General features: G+C 67.6%; 16 protein-coding genes and 1 tRNA gene. 2 read left to right on the forward strand and 15 right to left on the reverse strand.

Translation table 11 applies throughout. From position 1 onward, the window contains the following. Nucleotides 1-38: 38 nt before the first annotated feature. The 5 genes from AC3WOS_RS03800 to AC3WOS_RS03820 form a co-directional block, all read right to left on the reverse strand. Nucleotides 39-560: a TlpA disulfide reductase family protein gene (locus AC3WOS_RS03800; protein ID WP_492714501.1), complete on the reverse strand. Its 522-nt coding sequence runs from the start codon at nt 558-560 to the stop codon at nt 39-41. A 79-nt stretch (nt 561-639) separates the two neighbouring features. Beyond that, on the reverse strand, nt 640-1,305 hold the full coding sequence (locus AC3WOS_RS03805; RefSeq protein WP_492714502.1) for a BON domain-containing protein: 666 nt from the start codon (nt 1,303-1,305) through the stop codon (nt 640-642). Then, nucleotides 1,298-1,894 (reverse strand): phosphoheptose isomerase, encoded by a 597-nt coding sequence (locus tag AC3WOS_RS03810; protein ID WP_492714503.1) that lies wholly within the window; start codon nt 1,892-1,894, stop codon nt 1,298-1,300. The genes AC3WOS_RS03805 and AC3WOS_RS03810 overlap by 8 nt, the downstream gene beginning before the upstream one ends. A 56-nt stretch (nt 1,895-1,950) precedes the next feature. Beyond that, nucleotides 1,951-2,301, reverse strand: a complete 351-nt coding sequence (locus tag AC3WOS_RS03815; protein WP_492714504.1) for a YraN family protein — start codon at nt 2,299-2,301, stop codon at nt 1,951-1,953. A 7-nt stretch (nt 2,302-2,308) separates the two neighbouring features. Then, nucleotides 2,309-3,658: a penicillin-binding protein activator gene (locus AC3WOS_RS03820; RefSeq protein WP_492714505.1), complete on the reverse strand. Its 1,350-nt coding sequence runs from the start codon at nt 3,656-3,658 to the stop codon at nt 2,309-2,311. Between the two features lie 10 nt (nt 3,659-3,668). Between AC3WOS_RS03820 and rsmI the strand changes: the two genes are divergently transcribed. Together rsmI and AC3WOS_RS03830 are read left to right on the forward strand one after the other, a co-directional pair. Continuing rightward, entirely contained in the window at nt 3,669-4,592 is a 924-nt protein-coding gene (gene rsmI / locus AC3WOS_RS03825; protein ID WP_492714506.1) for a 16S rRNA (cytidine(1402)-2'-O)-methyltransferase, read from the forward strand. Nucleotides 4,593-4,734: 142 nt separating this feature from the next. Next, a tRNA-Pro gene (locus tag AC3WOS_RS03830) sits at nt 4,735-4,811 on the forward strand. Nucleotides 4,812-4,978: 167 nt separating this feature from the next. On the opposite strand, the gene AC3WOS_RS03835 is transcribed toward AC3WOS_RS03830, so the two are convergent. From AC3WOS_RS03835 to AC3WOS_RS03880, 10 genes are all read right to left on the reverse strand, one after another. After that, nucleotides 4,979-5,899: a hydroxymethylglutaryl-CoA lyase gene (locus tag AC3WOS_RS03835; RefSeq protein WP_492714507.1), complete on the reverse strand. Its 921-nt coding sequence runs from the start codon at nt 5,897-5,899 to the stop codon at nt 4,979-4,981. Nucleotides 5,900-5,903: 4 nt separating this feature from the next. Beyond that, nucleotides 5,904-6,836, reverse strand: coding sequence for a 2-hydroxyacid dehydrogenase (locus AC3WOS_RS03840; RefSeq protein ID WP_492714508.1), 933 nt, complete (start codon nt 6,834-6,836; stop codon nt 5,904-5,906). Between the two features lie 12 nt (nt 6,837-6,848). Beyond that, nucleotides 6,849-8,900, reverse strand: coding sequence for an acetyl/propionyl/methylcrotonyl-CoA carboxylase subunit alpha (locus tag AC3WOS_RS03845; protein ID WP_492714509.1), 2,052 nt, complete (start codon nt 8,898-8,900; stop codon nt 6,849-6,851). Between the two features lie 102 nt (nt 8,901-9,002). Next, nucleotides 9,003-10,040, reverse strand: a complete 1,038-nt coding sequence (gene bioB, locus AC3WOS_RS03850) for a biotin synthase BioB (protein ID WP_492714523.1) — start codon at nt 10,038-10,040, stop codon at nt 9,003-9,005. Nucleotides 10,041-10,072: 32 nt separating this feature from the next. Then, nucleotides 10,073-10,837 (reverse strand): dethiobiotin synthase, encoded by a 765-nt coding sequence (gene bioD, locus AC3WOS_RS03855; protein ID WP_492714510.1) that lies wholly within the window; start codon nt 10,835-10,837, stop codon nt 10,073-10,075. 1 nt (nt 10,838) lies between these two features. Next, nucleotides 10,839-12,023: an 8-amino-7-oxononanoate synthase gene (gene bioF, locus AC3WOS_RS03860; RefSeq protein WP_492714511.1), complete on the reverse strand. Its 1,185-nt coding sequence runs from the start codon at nt 12,021-12,023 to the stop codon at nt 10,839-10,841. A gap of 2 nt (nt 12,024-12,025) precedes the next feature. After that, nucleotides 12,026-13,354, reverse strand: coding sequence for an adenosylmethionine--8-amino-7-oxononanoate transaminase (locus tag AC3WOS_RS03865; protein WP_492714512.1), 1,329 nt, complete (start codon nt 13,352-13,354; stop codon nt 12,026-12,028). Nucleotides 13,355-13,377: 23 nt separating this feature from the next. Then, nucleotides 13,378-14,163, reverse strand: coding sequence for an enoyl-CoA hydratase/isomerase family protein (locus AC3WOS_RS03870; protein WP_492714513.1), 786 nt, complete (start codon nt 14,161-14,163; stop codon nt 13,378-13,380). Between the two features lie 11 nt (nt 14,164-14,174). Then, nucleotides 14,175-15,797: a carboxyl transferase domain-containing protein gene (locus AC3WOS_RS03875; protein WP_492714514.1), complete on the reverse strand. Its 1,623-nt coding sequence runs from the start codon at nt 15,795-15,797 to the stop codon at nt 14,175-14,177. Between the two features lie 37 nt (nt 15,798-15,834). Beyond that, a complete protein-coding gene (locus AC3WOS_RS03880) occupies nt 15,835-16,272 on the reverse strand; it encodes a YchJ family protein (protein ID WP_492714515.1) in 438 nt (145 codons plus the stop codon). Nucleotides 16,273-16,331 lie beyond the last annotated feature (59 nt).

Here is a 16,331-nt window from a genome sequence, read left to right on the forward strand (position 1 = left end):
AAAGGAGCCGGCGGCTCCTTTTTGCATCTTGCTGGCGCTTATCCCTGCAGCGCCTTTTCCAGCAGCTTGTGCAGGGCCGGGAATTCCGGCTGGCCCACATAGCGCTTGAGGATCTTGCCATCCTTGTCGATGACGAAGGTGGTGGGCGTCATGGCCACGTTGCCGTAGGCCTTGGCCGCATCGCCGGCCACGTCCAGCGCCACCTTGAACGGCAGCTGGCGCGTCTCCGCATAGTTGACGACGTAGTTGGGCGGATCGTCCTTCATGGCCACGGCCACGAATTCCAGCCCCTGCGACTTGTACTTATTGTACGTTTCCACCATCTGCGGCATCTCGGCCACGCAGGTGGCGCAGGAGGTGGCCCAGAAATTGACCATCACCACCTTGCCGTGCAGGCTCTCCGGCGAAATCTTCTCGCCCTTGATGCTCATGAAGGTGACGGCCGGCGCGCTGCTGCGCTGGTTCAGCGTGGCGTAGGCGGCCAGGCCGGCGCCGGCGATGAGCACGGCGGCCAGGGCGGGCTTGACCCACGCTTTGGAGGAGGAAGTTGTCGCTTGCATGGTCGGGATCGGGCTGCTGGAAACGGTACGGGCCATTATAGACCCGTATTCTTAAGCGTGCCTTGCGTGCCCCTCCGCTTCAGTTATGGCCGCCCTGCGCGGCCTGGGCCGGGGTCGGCTTGGGCTGGTAGGACTTCCATTCATCTTCCGAGATGTACTCGAATACCTTGACCACTTTGGTCACGCCGCTCACGCCGCGCGCCACTTCGGCCGCGATCGCGCCTTCGCGCTGGGTCACGCGGCCCATCAGGAACACGGCGCCGCGCTCGGTGACGACCTTGAAGGTGTTGGCCGAAATGTCCTTCTGGTCGACCAGGCTGGCCTTGACCTTGGTGGTGATCAGGGTGTCGTTGGAGCGCGAGGTGAAGCTGCTCAGGCCCGCGATTTCCAGTTCGTTGACGATGAAGGCCACGCCTTCGATGCCGCGCACTTCGCGCTCGACCTGTTCCTTCATGGCCTGGTCGCGCACTTCGCCCGTCAGCAGGGCGCGCCGGTTGAAGCTGCTGATGTTGACATGGCCGGCGTCGCCGACCAGGTTGTGCACCTTGATCTCGGCCTTGACGACGATCGCCTGGTCCTCGGTCTGGGCGCCGAAGGTGCGGCGGTCCGAGGCGGCCACGGTGCCTACCACCGCGCTGCCGACCATCATCTCGACGCAGCCCGACAGGGTGGCCAGCATGGCGCCGCACAGCAGCGTCATGGCCAGGGGGCGCTGCCAGCGTTGGCCGGTGCGGGAATTATTCATTGACGTCTCCTCCGAACAGGGCGACGTCGATGCCGTCGCAGATGCAATGTATGGTCAACAGATGGACTTCCTGGATGCGTGCGGTGCGGTCGGCCGGCACGCAGATGTGGACGTCGGCGTCGGTCAGCATCTTGCCGATGGCGCCGCCGCCCTTGCCGGTCATGGCCACCACGCGCATCTCGCGCTCGAGCGCCGCCTCGATGGCCGCCATCACGTTGCCCGAGTTGCCCGAGGTCGACAGCGCCAACAGGATGTCGCCGGCCTGGCCGAAGGCCTGCACCTGTTTGGAGAAGATTTCGCGGTAGCTGTAGTCGTTGGCCACCGCCGTCAGGATAGAGGTATCGGTGGTCAGCGCCAGCGCCGGCAGCGGGAAGCGTTCGCGCTCGAAGCGGCCCACCAGCTCGGCGGCGAAGTGCTGGGCGTCGGCGGCCGAACCGCCGTTGCCGCACACGAGGATCTTGTTGCCGTTCGAGAGCGCGGCGAACATCATCTCGATGGCCTGCGAGATCGGCTGGGCGAGGACGGTGGCGGACTGGATCTTGAGTTCGGCACTTTCGTGGAAGTGCGAGAGGATGCGTTGAGTATTCATAGTCGGGGATTATAGTGCAATGGCCGCGCGCGCCGGACAAGCGCGGTAAAAAATGCTTACATTTGCAGCACGTTGCGCAGCCAGCTAAGGCGGCCGGCGTCGATGGCCACCACGTCGAAGCGGCAAGGCGGCACGGTGGCGCAGCGCTGCAGGTAGACTTGGGCCGCGCGCACCATGCGCTGCTGCTTGCGCGGGGTGATGCTGGCGGCGGCCCCGCCATGGCGGGTGTCGGCCCGCTGCCGCACTTCGACGAACACCAGGTGGGCGCCGTCGCGCATGACCAGGTCGATCTCGCCGCATTTGCACAGGAAATTGCGGGTCACCAGCGTCAGGCCGTGCAGCGTGAGGTGGGCCAGGGCTTCGTCCTCGCCCTGCTGGCCCAATCGCTGGCGGTCGGTGCGCGCCATGGGCCGCTCACGGGGTCACCGGCTGCGGCACGCCGTTCTTGTAGACGGCCGCCTGTTCGATGCGCTCGAAACTGGCCGGGCCCTGGCCGAAGCTGACCGTCAGCCGGCCCGTCACGCCGTCCAGCTGGAAGCGCACGCCGTCGTGGTGGCCGATTTCGCGCGCCACGCGGTAGGCGTCGATGCCCAGCGCGTACAGGCGCTCCAGGTCGGCCGCGCCGGGTTTGCGCTCCTCGGACTGGGGCGGATGGGGATAGACCATCACGGCCGGATGGTCCGCCTGCAGCTGCCAGGGCAGGTCCAGCAGGCGCACGCCGTCCAGGTCCTGGGTGGGGAAGCTGTTGCCGTTGCCGGGGTTGAGCGAGGAAGTGCCGTAGATGGGCAGCGCCTCGGGCAGCGCCCCTTCCAGCGCGCCGCGCAGCTGGCGGGTCTGGGCCGCGTCCAGCGCGGAGAACAGCAGGCCGGGCGTATCGGTCTGCAGGCGGGCCCGCAGCTGCACCAGTTCCGGGTCGTTCAGATAGCCGTTGGCGGCGCCCAGTTCCACGCTCTTGACGGCCAGCCCCTGGCGCTGCCACTGGGCGGCGAAGGCGGCGCCGATGCGGCGCTGCCAGGGCGTGCTGGTGGCCAGCACCAGCGCGCTGGCGCCGGGGCGCTCGGCGGCGGCCCAGTTGGCGGCCTGGCGCGCCTCTTCCTCGATCGACAGGCCCATGGCCAGCATGCGCGCCGGCAGCGGCGGCTGGCCGGGATTGCCGTAGCCTTCCGGCGTGTTGAGGGCGATGGTCGGTTTGCGCAGCAGGGGGCTGGCGGCCAGTGCGCCGACGGCGGAACGGGCCAGCGGGCCGACCACCAGGTCCGCCTTGTCCTGGGCGATGGCATAGCTGGCCAGCACGTCCTGGGTGGCATCGCCCGTGTCGACCACGCTGACATTCACGCCGTCGCGGTCGCGGTCCCAGGCGGCCAGGAAGCCGGCCTTGACGGCGGCGGCGGGCTGGCCCAGCGTGTCCGAGTGCAGCGGCAGCAGCAGCGTCACGCGCAGCGGGGCGTTGGAAGGGATGGCATCGATGCCGGCCGGTTGGGCGGCGGCCGGGGCGGCCTGGGCCGACAGGGACGGCAAAGCCTTGCCCGTCACGCCGGACTGGCCTTCGGCGCCGGGCAGGGCGACGGCAAACGTTTCCACCGGGGCCGGTGGCGGCTCGGCCGCGGGCTGGGGCGCGGGAGCGGCGACCGGGGCGGCGGGCGCCGGACTTGTAATTGACGTGATAGGCGCGCACAATCGGCCGGGCGCGCCGCAGGGCGTGCTGCAGCCGGCCAGCCCGGCCGCCATGCCCAGCACCAGCAATCTCACATTCTTAGCCAGCATCCGACCCCCAATGACAGTACAAGATTCCAGCACCGTTGCCACCATCGCTACCCTGCCCGTGATGGGCGAAACGGCGCACCAGACCTATCCTAGCGCAACATTGTATGTAGTGGCGACCCCGATCGGCAATGTGACGGACATTAGCCTGCGGGCGTTGCACGTGTTGAGTATGGTCAACGCGGTGGCCTGCGAGGATACCCGCAACACGGCCCAACTGATGACGCGCTTCGGCCTGCACAAGCCCCTGATCGCGGCCCACCAGCACAACGAGCGCGAAGTGGCCGAGACCCTGATCGCGCGCCTGCAGGCGGGCGAGCGCATCGCGCTGGTGTCGGACGCGGGCACGCCGGCCGTGTCCGACCCCGGCGCGCGCATCGTCGACGCCGTGCGGGCGGCCGGCCTGCGCGTGCTGCCGCTGCCGGGCGCCTCGGCGGCCGTGACGGCGCTGTCGGCCAGCGGCCTGGTGAACGACCAGTTCTATTTCGTCGGCTTCCTGCCGGCCAAGGCCAAACAGCGCGAATCGTTCCTGCAGTCGCTGCGGGCGGTGACGGCCACCATGGTGTTCTACGAGGCGCCGCACCGCATCCTCGATTGCGCCGGCGCGCTGGCGGCCGCCTTCGAGCCGGAGCGCCAGGTGGTGTTCGCGCGCGAGCTGACCAAGATGTTCGAAGAGATTCACCGCTGCCCCCTGTCCGAGGCCGAGGCCTGGATCAAGGCCGACCCGCACCGGGAAAAAGGCGAGTTCGTCGTGCTGCTGGCCGGCGCTCCGGCCGCCGACGACGCGCAGGACGCGGAGGCCGAGCGCATCCTATCCATCCTGCTGGCCGAATGCTCGGTCAAGCAGGCCGCCAGCCTGGCGGCCCAGATCACGGGGCGCAAGAAGAATGCGCTGTACGAGCGGGCCTTGCAGCTGAAGGGCGACGCCAGCCAGTAAGCACAGGCGGCGCCGGCCTGTGGCGTGGTGGCGTCAATCTTGAATTTTTTATCATTCGACCTTGAAAAAACCGCGCCATGGTACATACTGTTTGGCACGCCCCTTGACGGATGGTGCCTGAACCGGTATGATTCTCTTTATTCGGAGTGTAGCGCAGCCCGGTAGCGCACCTGGTTTGGGACCAGGGGGTCCAAGGTTCGAATCCTTGTACTCCGACCAAAATTTAAAAGCCCGTGTGATGGAAACATCACACGGGCTTTTTCCATTCCGCCGCCGTTTTGTTCCGCGTGCATAGAAATGGGGTACGTCCCCATTTTCTAAAAATGGGGACGTACCCCTTTTTAAGACGGCCGGACGCCATGGCCCGGCCCCACCGTCCGCCCGCCTTACCCTGCCCGCTTGGCCGCGATGGCGTTACCGGCCCGGCTGGCGCCCTTGCGGCCCAGGAACTGCGAAATGTACTGGCCGGCGTCGACCACGATGTCGAGATCGATGCCCGTCTCCACCCCCAGCCCCTGCATCATGTACAGCACGTCCTCGGTGGCCACGTTGCCGGTGGCGCCCTTGGCGTACGGGCAGCCGCCCAGGCCAGATACGGACGAGTGGAAGATGGCGATGCCCACTTCCATGCTGGCGTAGATGTTGGCCAGCGCCTGGCCGTAGGTGTCGTGGAAGTGGCCGGACAGGCCATCCACGCGGAACGCTGCGATGGCGCGCTCCATCACCGCCTGCGTCTTGCGTGGGGTGGCCACGCCGATGGTGTCGGCGATGTCGATCTCGTCGCAGCCCAGGTCGCGCATGCGGCCCACCACGTCGGCTACCGCATCCAGCGGCACCTCGCCCTGGTAGGGACAGCCGAAGGCGCAGCTGATGCTGCCGCGCAGGCGCAGGCCGTGTTCCTTGGCCGCCTTGGCCACGCCTTCGAAGCGGGCGATCGATTCGGCGATCGAGCAGTTGATGTTCTTCTGCGAGAACGCCTCCGAGGCCGATCCGAAGATCACCACCTCGTCGGCGCGCGCCGCCAGCGCCGCCTCGAAGCCCTGCATGTTGGGCGTGAGGGCCGAGTAGATCACGCCCGGCTTGCGCACGATGGCATCCATCACCTCGCGGCTGGTGGCCATCTGCGGCACCCACTTGGGCGAGACGAACGACGCCGCTTCGATGTTGGGGAAGCCGGCGCTGGTGAGACGGTTCACCAGCTCGATCTTGACCTCGGCCGGGACGCTTTCCTTTTCGTTCTGCAGGCCGTCGCGCGGCCCCACTTCGACGATCTTGACCTGCTTGGGCAGGCTTGCTTGCTTGTTCATGATGTCAATATCCCAGGTTGCGGTCGACGATGCCGTCGACCATTTCGCCGTTTTCGATCTTGCGTATCTTTTCCGCGATCTGCTGCACGCTCTCGCGGCGCAGCGTGAGCGCCGAAATGTGCGGCGTGATGGTGATGCGCGGCTCCTGCCAGAACGGGTGCTGGGCCGGCAGCGGTTCGTTGCGGAACACGTCCAGCGTGGCGCCGGCGATGTGGCCGGCCTTGATCAGGTTGAGCAGGTCCGGCTCGGCCAGGTGGGCGCCGCGCGCCACGTTGATCAGGTACGCCCCCTGCGGCAGCTTGGACATGTTGCTGCGGTCGATGATGTTGCTGGTGTCGGGCGTGAGCGGCAGCATGCACACCAGCACGCGCGTGCCGCGCAGGAAGGTGTCCAGTCCGGCCGGGCCGTGGTAGCACTGCACGCCGGCGACGCTTTTTTCGGTGCGGCTCCAGCCGCGCAGCGGGAAGCCGAACGGCGCCAGCGCCTTGAGCACCTGGCTGCCCAGCGCACCCATGCCCAGCACGCCGACCGTGAAGTCTTCGCGGTGGAACTGCGGCAGCGTGGCCCAGGTGCCGGCGCGCGCTTGCGTCTCGTACTGGTCGAAGCGGCGGAAGTAGCGCAGCACGCCATGGACCACGTATTCGGCCATCTGCGCGCCCATGCCGGCGTCGCCCAGGCGGATGACGGGCACGTGGCGCGGCAGCGCGTCGCCGAACTTGAGCAGCGCATCGACCCCGGCGCCCGTATTGAAGATGGCCTTCACCTCGCCCAGCTCGGACAGCATGGTCTCCGGCGGCGTCCATACCACGGCGTAGTCGCACGGCCTGGCCTTTTCGCCGGCGTGCCAGATTTCCACCTCGGCCTCCGGCAGGAACTTGCCGAAGTCCTTGATCCACGGCTCGGTCTTGCCGTCCGCCCGGTGCAACAGTATGCGCATGATGCCCTCCGCTTACGCAGCCTTGAAGGCCAGCAGCGGCGCGCCGTCCGCCACCTGGTCGCCGACGTTGTACAGGATTTCTTCCACCAGGCCGTCGTGCGGCGCGGCGATGGTGTGCTCCATCTTCATCGCTTCCATGATGACGAGCGCATCGCCCTTCTTCACGTCCTGGCCCTTGGCGGCCAGCACGGCCACCACCTTGCCCGGCATGGGCGCCGTCAGGCGGCCGCCTTCGGCCTCGCTCTCGCCGGCGTGGGCCATCGGATCGTTGTAGTGCAGCGGATAGTGGTGGCCGCCCGTGAACACGTGCAGCAGTTCGCCGTCGCGGCGCACGGTGCCGTGCACGGCGGTGTCGCCCAGCTTGATGCTCAGGTCACTGCCGTCCTGCTGCATCAGGCTCAAGACCTGCTGCTGGCCGCCGTCGCGGCTGAACAGCCAGTCCGTGGCGCGGTAGGTCACGGCCGCTTCGTAGGCCTTGTGCGGCAGCGTGGCCGCGTAGTCGTCCGAGAACGACAGCTTGCGCGCGTACGGGAAGTTCATGCGCCAGCCCAGCGCCTGGCCCCACGGGTCGGCGCGGTTGGCGCCCGACTGCAGGGCCGAGGCATCCTTTTCCGCTTCGATCAGGGCCACGGCGGCCAGCGCCAGCGCAGCCGACGGCGCCGCATGGGCGGCCGGGAACAGGCTGTCCTGGTTGCGTTCGATCAGGCCCGTGTCGAGATCGGCGTTGGCGAAGGCGTCGCCTTCCACCAGGCGTTTGAGGAAGGCGATGTTGGTGGCCAGGCCGACGATCTTGTACTGCGCCAGCGCCTGCGCCATGCGGGCCAGGGCCTGCTTGCGGTCGGCGCCCCACACGATCAGCTTGGCGATCATGGGGTCGTAGTAGGGCGAGATGGCGTCGCCTTCGCGCACGCCCGAGTCGATGCGCACGGCGGCCGGCACGCCGGTGCCGGGGGCGCCACCCAGTTCGAAGCCGACGGCGGCCGGGGTGTCCATGTGGCGCAGCGTGCCGATCGAGGGCAGGAAGCCCTTTTCCGGATTCTCGGCGTAGATGCGGGCCTCGATGGCGTGGCCGTGGATGGCCAGGTCCTGCTGCCTGCGCGGCAGCGCTTCGCCGGCGGCCACGCGGATCTGCCACTCCACCAGGTCGGTGCCGGTGATCATTTCGGTGACGGGATGCTCGACCTGCAGGCGGGTGTTCATCTCCATGAAGTAGAACGAGCCGTCCTGGTTGGCGATGAATTCCACCGTGCCGGCGCCCACGTAGCCCACCGCCTTGGCGGCGGCCACGGCCGCCTCGCCCATGGCGGCGCGGCGTTCCGGCGGCATGTTGGGGGCCGGCGCCTCTTCCAGCACTTTCTGGTGGCGGCGCTGCACCGAGCAGTCGCGCTCGAACAGGTAGATGCAGTTGCCCAGCGTGTCGGCGAACACCTGGATTTCGATGTGGCGCGGACGCAGCAGGTACTTTTCGGCCAGCACCTTGTCGTCGCCGAAGGAGCTGATCGCTTCGCGCTTGCACGAGGCCAGCGCGGCCTTGAAGTCGGCCGTGTGCTCGATCACGCGCATGCCCTTGCCGCCGCCGCCGGCGGAGGCCTTGAGCAGCACCGGATAGCCGATGCGGTCGGCCTGCTGGTGCAGGAAGTCGGCGTCCTGCTCGTCGCCGTGGTAGCCGGGCACCAGCGGCACGTTGGCCTGTTCCATCAGCGACTTGGCGGCGGACTTGGAGCCCATGGCGCGCATGGCCGATGCCGGCGGGCCGATGAAGACCAGGCCGGCCGCGGCGCAGGCGTCGGCGAATTCCGCGTTCTCGGACAGGAAGCCGTAGCCGGGGTGGATGGCCTGGGCGCCCGTGGCCAGCGCCACTTCGATGATCTTGTCGCCGCGCAGATAGCTTTCCTTGGCCGGCGCGGGCCCCAGCAGCACGGCTTCGTCGCACACGGCCACGTGTTTGGCGCTGGCGTCGGCTTCGGAATAGACGGCGACCGTCTTGATGCCCATGCGGCGCGCGGTGGCGGCGACACGGCAGGCGATTTCACCGCGGTTGGCGATCAGGATTTTTGTGAACATAGTCTCTCTCTGGGCAGCTCGTGGCTGGAAGTTTTCTGTTTGTGTGCACCGCCGCGGCGCCGTTCCCGGGTGCGGGAACGGCGCCGCATGACCGTCAACTGCTTAGCAGCCGCACTTCTCTTTGGGCGCCTTGTCGAGCACTGCGCCGCGGGTTTGCAGGCCCAGCTTGGCCAGCAGCGCGCGGTCGTCTTCCGCTTCCGGGTTGCCGGTGGTGAGCAGCTTGTCGCCGTAGAAGATCGAGTTGGCGCCGGCCAGGAAGCACATCGCTTGCACCGCTTCGCCCAGCTGGCGGCGGCCGGCCGACAGGCGCACGCGCGCTTTCGGCATGGTGATGCGGGCCACGGCGATGGTGCGCACGAATTCGAACGGGTCCAGCGGGTCCAGGCCGAACAGCGGCGTGCCTTCCACCTGCACCAGGTGGTTGACGGGCACCGATTCCGGGTACGGATTCAGGTTGGCCAGCTGGGCGATCAGGCCGGCGCGCTGCAGGCGCGATTCGCCCATGCCGACGATGCCGCCGCAGCAGACCTTGAGGCCCGCTTCGCGCACCCGGCCCAGCGTGTCCAGGCGGTCCTGGTATTCGCGGGTGGAGATCACGTTGTCGTAGAACTCGGGCGCGGTGTCGAGGTTGTGGTTGTAGAAGTCCAGGCCCGCTTCCTTCAGGCGCATGGCCTGGCCTTCTTCCAGCATGCCCAGGGTGGCGCAGGTTTCCAGGCCCAGGGCCTTGACCTCGCGCACCATCTCCTCGACCTTGTCCATGTCGCGCTCTTTCGGGCTGCGCCAGGCGGCGCCCATGCAGAAACGGGTGGCGCCGCTGTCCTTGGCCTGGCGGGCCGCGTCGAGCACGGTGTCGATGTCGAGGATCTTCTTCGCTTCCACGCCGGTGTCGTAGCGGGCCGCCTGCGGGCAGTAGCCGCAGTCTTCCTCGCAGCCGCCGGTCTTGATCGACAGCAGCGTGGCCAGTTCCACGTCGCCGTCCGGGAAGTTGGCGCGGTGGGTCTGCTGGGCCTTGAACATCAGGTCGTTGAACGGCAGTTCGAACAGGGCCAGCACGTCTTCCAGCGGCCAGGTGGCGGCCGGTGGCAGGGTGATGGGCGCCGCGGGACGGTGCAGTTCTACGGTTTTTGGTTGTTGGGTCAGGGACATCGTGATTCCTTCTACGGTCAAACAGGTTAGGCAGCCGGCCAGTTGGGCAGCTTGGTAAAGTCCAGGTATTCGGCGGCGGCGGCGGCCGACGGCTGCGCCAGGCGCGGCACGCGGCCCAGCAGCGGCGCCGGGATGCGCTCCTCCAGCGCGGCGACGTTCTCGTCGATGAAGGCCATGTCGGGGTCCACCTCGTTGGCGACCCAGCCGGCCAGCATCAGGTTGCGGCTGGCGATCGCTTCCACCGTCAGCAGCGCATGGCTGATGCAGCCCAGCCGCATGCCCACCACCAGCACCACCGGCAGGTCGAGCTGCTCGGCCAGGTCGGCGGTGTCGAATTCTTCGTTCAGGGGCACGCGGAAGCCGCCCACCCCTTCCACCACCACCGCGTCCGAGGCGGCGCTCACTTCGATGTAGGCGGCCAGGATGGGCACCGGCGAAATGTAGGCGTCTTCCAGTTCGGCCGCGATGTGGGGCGCGGCCGCTTGCTTGAGCAGGAAGGGCGTGGTCAGTTCCTGCGGCAGCGCCACGTTGCCGGCCGCGATCAGCTGGTCGGCGTCTTCATTGTGCCAGCGGCCGTTGCGCAGTTCGGCGCCGGCCGCCACCGGCTTCATGCCGCAGGCGCGCACGCCGCTTTGCACCAGCGCGTGCAGCATGGCGGCCGACACCAGGGTCTTGCCGATTTCCGTGTCGGTGCCGGTGGTGAAGCAGGCAAAACGGGGGCGCGCGCCGGCGGCGGCCGGTGCGGGCTGCACCTGCGGCGTGGCGGCCAGAACGGGGTCGTCCAGACTCATGTCACATCCTTTCCAAGGCATTGATGGCGTCTATCAGCGTCGCCAGTTCCGCGTGGGTGTGGCCGGCCGACAGCGTCACGCGCAGGCGCGAGGTGCCCGTTGCCACCGTCGGCGGCCGTATCGTGCCCACCCACAGCCCCTGCTCGTACAGGGCGGCGCCGGCGCGCATGGTTTCGGCATTGTCGCCGATCAGGATGGGCTGGATCGCCGTGTCCGAGGGCAGCCGCTGCCAGCGCGCCAGGCGCAGGCCATCGTTCAATTGTGCCACCAATGCCTGCAGGTGTGCGCGTCTTTGCATGCCTTCCGGCCCTTCCAGCAGGTCCAGGCTGGCCAGCAGGGCGTGCGCCAGCGCCGGCGCGGCGGCCGTGGTGAAGATGTAGGGGCGCGCCTTCTGGATCAGCGTTTCGATCACGGTGGCATGGGCCGCCACGAAGGCGCCGCCCACGCCGGCCGCCTTGCCCAGGGTGCCCATGTAGACCAGGTACGGCGATTGCAAGTTGAAATGCTCAAGCGCGCCATGGCCGTTGGCGCCCAGCGTGCCGAAGCCGTGGGCGTCGTCCACCACCAGCCAGGCGCCGTACCTTTCGCACAACGCCAGCAGGGCCGGCAGGTCGGCCAGGTCGCCGTCCATGCTGAACACACTGTCCGTCACCACCAGCTTGGTGCTGGCGCTACTGGCTTGCAGCATGGTGGCCAGCGCTTCCAGGTCGGCGTGCGGGTAGACCTGCACGGCGGCGCGCGACAGGCGGGCGCCGTCGATCAGCGAGGCGTGGTTGAGCGACTCGGAGAAGATGGCCGCGTCGCGGTCGCCCGCCGTCAGGCCGGTGATGATGGCCAGGTTGGCCATGTAGCCGGTGCAGAAGTACAGCGCGCGCGGCTGCTCCAGGTGGGCGCCGACGAAGCCGGCCAGCCGTTCCTCGAGCCGGGCGTGGGCGCGGCCGTGGCCGGAAATGAGGTGCGAGGCGCCGCTGCCGGCGCCGTACAGGGCGGCTCCTTCCTGCAGGGCGGCGGCCAGCGCCGGATGGCTGGCCAGGCCCAGGTAGTCGTTGCTGCAGAAGGCCAGCAGCTCGCGCCCGTCCACCCGCACGCGCGGGCCGCATGGCGAATCGACCACGCGGCGGGTGCGGATCAGGCTTTGTTGCGCCAGCGCTTGCAGCTGGTCGTCCAGTCGGTTCAGCAGTTCCATGGTCATCCCGCCAGTACCTGGTCGAACACGGCCAGCGTGCTGGCGGCCAGGCCGTCGATTTCCTCGTCGCTGAGGATGTAGGGCGGCATCATGTAGACGGTGGGGCCGATGGGGCGCATCAGCAGTTCGTGTTCCAGCGCCGTGGAGAAGAAGCGGCGCGAGAAGTCGGCCGGCGCGTCGACGGCGTCGAAGGCCCAGATCATGCCGCGCTGGCGGAAGTTGCGTACCCGCGCGTGGCTGGCCAGCGGCGCCAGCGCCTGCGTCAGCCGTGCGGCGCGCACGCGGTTGTGGGCCAGCACGTCGTCGTCCTGGAAGATCTGCAGCGTGGCCAGGGCGGCGCGGCAGGCCAGCGGGTTGCCCGTGTACGAGTGCGAATGCAGGAAGCCGCGCGTGACGTCGGCGCTGTAGAAGGCCTGGTAGATATCGTCGCGCGTCATCACCAGCGACAGCGGCAGGTAGCCGCCGCTGATGCCCTTGGACAGGCACAGGAAATCGGGCCAGATGCCGGCCTGCTCGCAGGCGAAGAAGGTGCCCGTGCGGCCGCAGCCGACGGCGATTTCGTCCAGGATCAGGTGGACCTGGTGGCGGTCGCACAGTTCGCGCACCAGCGTCAGGTAGAGCGGATCGTGCATCGCCATGCCGGTGGCGCACTGCACCAGCGGCTCGATGATGACGGCGGCGATCTGGTCGCCGCGTTGCTCCAGCAGCCGTTGCAGGTCGGCCGCCGCGCGGCGCGCCACGTCCTGCGCCGTTTCGCCGTCCTGCGCCTGGCGCGCGTCGGGCGACATCACGGTCTGGCTGGCGCGCAGCAGCGGGCCGTAGGCGTCCTTGAACAGGGCGACGTCGGTCACGGCCAGCGCACCGATGGTTTCGCCGTGATAGCTGCCCTTGAGGCAGACGAATTCCTGCTTGTCGCCCTGGCCACGGTTGCGCCAGCTGTGGAAGCTCATTTTCAGCGCGATTTCCACCGCCGAGGCGCCGTCGCTGGCGTAGAAACAGTGGCCCAGCACGTCGCCCGTGAGGGCCGCCAGCTGCTCGGACAGGCGGATCACCGGTTCATGGGTAAAGCCGGCAAGCATCGCGTGTTCCAGCTGGTCCAGCTGTTCCTTGAGGGCGGCGTTGATGCGGGGATTGGCATGGCCGAACAGGTTCACCCACCAGGAGCTGATCGCGTCCAGATAGCGCTTGCCTTCATGGTCGTACAGCCAGGCGCCGCGGCCATGGCTGACGGGGATCAGCGGCACAGATTCGTGATGCTGCATTTGGGTGCACGGATGCCATACGCTGCGCAGGCTGCGGGCGACCCAGTCGCTTTGTTTGTTCGGTTCCAAAGTTACTCCAGCTGATGTGCGGCCTAGCCTAGCCAGGCCGGCTTGCGCTTTTCGAGGAAGGACTGCACGCCTTCGCGGCCCTGCTCGGAAGCGCGGATGTGGGCGATGCGTTCGGCCGTATCGGCCAGCAGCGCATCGGAGACGGGCAGTCCGGCCACGTCGCGCACCAGCACCTTGGCTTGCTGCACGGCGTACGGACTGTTGTTGACCATGGCCTTGACGATGGCGGCCACGGTGGCGTCGAGCTCAGTGGCGGCCACCACCTCGTGGGCGTAGCCGATGCGCAGCGCCTGTTGCGCCGTGAAGCGTTCGGCCGTGAGGAAGTAGCGGCGCGCCGCCTGCTCGCCCATGGCCTTGATGACGTAGGGCGAGATGGTGGCCGGGATCAGGCCCAGCTTCACTTCGCTCAGGCAGAAATTGGCTTCCTCGGCCGCCACCGTGATGTCGCAGGCGGCCACCAGGCCCATGCCGCCGGCGTAGCAGTCGCCCTGCACCTTGGCCACCACGGGCTTGGGGCACAGGTAGATGGTGCGCAGCATCTCGGCCAGTTGCATGGCGTCGGCCTGGTTTTCCTCTTGCGAGTAGCCGGCCATTTTCTTCATCCAGTTCAGGTCCGCGCCGGCGCAGAAGGCCGGGCCGTTGGCGGCCAGCACGATGGCGCGCACCGTGTCGTTGCGGCCCAGTTCATCGAACGCCAGCGTGATGTCGCTGATGGTCGTTTCGTTGAAGGCGTTGCGCACGTCGGGCCGGTTCAGCGTGACGGTGGCAACCTTGTCGGCGATGGCGATGGTCAGGGTTTGATAAGTCATGTCAGCCTCCATTACATGCGGAACACGCCGAACTTGGTATCGGGGATTTCCGCATTGAGCGCGGCCGACAGGCCCAGGCCCAGCACCATGCGGGTGTCGGCCGGGTCGATCACACCGTCGTCCCACAGGCGCGCGGTGGCGTAGTAGGGGTGGCCCTGGTGCTCGTACTGGTCCTTGATGGGCTGCTTGAAGGCCGCCTCCTCCTCGGCCGACCACTGGCCGCCCTTGGCTTCGATGCCGTCGCGCTTGACGGTAGCCAGCACGCTGGCCGCCTGGTCGCCGCCCATGACGGAGATGCGGGCGTTGGGCCACATCCACATGAAGCGCGGCGAATAGGCGCGCCCGCACATGCCGTAGTTGCCGGCGCCGAAGCTGCCGCCGATGATGACGGTGAACTTGGGCACGGCGGCGGTGGCCACGGCCGTCACCATCTTGGCGCCGTTGCGGGCGATGCCTTCGTTTTCGTACTTGCGGCCCACCATGAAGCCGGTGATATTTTGCAGGAACACGAGCGGGATCTTGCGCTGGGCGCACAGCTCGATGAAGTGGGCGCCCTTGAGCGCCGACTCGGAGAACAGGATGCCGTTGTTGGCGATGATGCCGACCTTCATGCCGAAGATGTGGGCGAAGCCGCAGATCAGCGTGGTGCCGTAGCGGGCCTTGAATTCATCGAACTCGCTGCCGTCGACGATGCGGGCGATTACTTCGCGCACATCGAACGGCTTGCGGGTGTCGACCGGGATCACGCCGTACAGTTCTTCGGTCGGGTATTTCGGCTCGACGTTTTCACGCAAGGCGCCCTGCTGCGGCTTGGTGCGGTTCAGGTTGGAGACGATGGTGCGCGCCAGCGACAGCGCATGCAGGTCGTTCTGCGCCAGGTGGTCGGCCACGCCGGACAGGCGGGTGTGGACGTCGCCGCCGCCCAGGTCCTCGGCCGTGACCACCTCGCCGGTGGCCGCCTTCACCAGCGGCGGGCCGCCCAGGAAGATGGTGCCCTGCTCCTTGACGATGATCGATTCGTCGCTCATGGCCGGCACGTAGGCGCCGCCGGCCGTGCAGGAACCCATCACCACCGCGATCTGCGGAATGCCCTTGGCCGACATGTTGGCCTGGTTGTAGAAGATGCGGCCGAAGTGGTCGCGGTCGGGGAACACGTCGTCCTGGTTGGGCAGGTTGGCGCCGCCCGAGTCCACCAGGTAGATGCAGGGCAGGTTGTTCTGGTCCGCGATTTCCTGCGCGCGCAGGTGCTTCTTGACCGTGACGGGGTAGTAGGTGCCGCCCTTGACGGTGGCGTCGTTACAGACGATCACGCACTCCTGGCCGGACACGCGGCCGATGCCGGTGATGATGCCGGCCGCCGGGGCTGCGTCCACGCCGTTGGCGTCCTGGTACATGCCGTAGGCGGCCATCTGGGAAAACTCGAGGAAGGGCGTGCCGGGATCGAGCAGCATCTGCACCCGGTCGCGCGGCAGCAGCTTGCCGCGCGCCGTGTGCTTGGCCGAAGCCGCAGCGCCGCCGCCGGCCGCGATCTGCGCCACCTTGGCGCGCAGGTCGTCGACCAGCACTTGCATGGCGGCCGCGTTGGCCTTGAAATCTTCGCTGCGCGGATTGAGTTTGCTTTCGATGTGCGGCATTGTTGTTCCTCGTGTTGTGGCGCGGTCTCCGACGCCTTTATTCTGGAAAACTCCCGTCAACGTAATACCAGCGCAAGCCGCCCTCGCCCTCCTCCCGCACGAAATTGCTGACCTCGTGCAAACGCTGGGCCCGGCCATTGAGCTTGCAGCGCGCCACGAATTCGACGGTGTCCTGGCGCAGCGCGTCGTCCGATTCTGCTTTACGTTGACGTAAACGTAAAGCAGATTTTACCTCAAGTCCCAGCCACTGCAATTTTTCTCCTGCCACGATGATGGGCTCGGTCGGCCGCGTGCTGCCGTGCCAGGTTGCCAGCAGGTAGGATTCATTGCGCAAAGTGTAGGCAGTGTAGCGTGAACGCATCAGTGCCTCGGCCGTGGCCGGGATGGCGCCGCCCTCGAGGTAGGGGCCGCAGCAGGTGGCGTAGGAAGGACCGCCGCAGGGACAGGCGGCCGGCAATGTTGTCTTTTTTGGCATGAAGTGAGGAGCGGACTGCGGAACAATCCCGCATTATCCGCCAATTCGCGGGGTGGGGG

This window comes from Rugamonas sp. FW305-51, assembly GCF_058786935.1.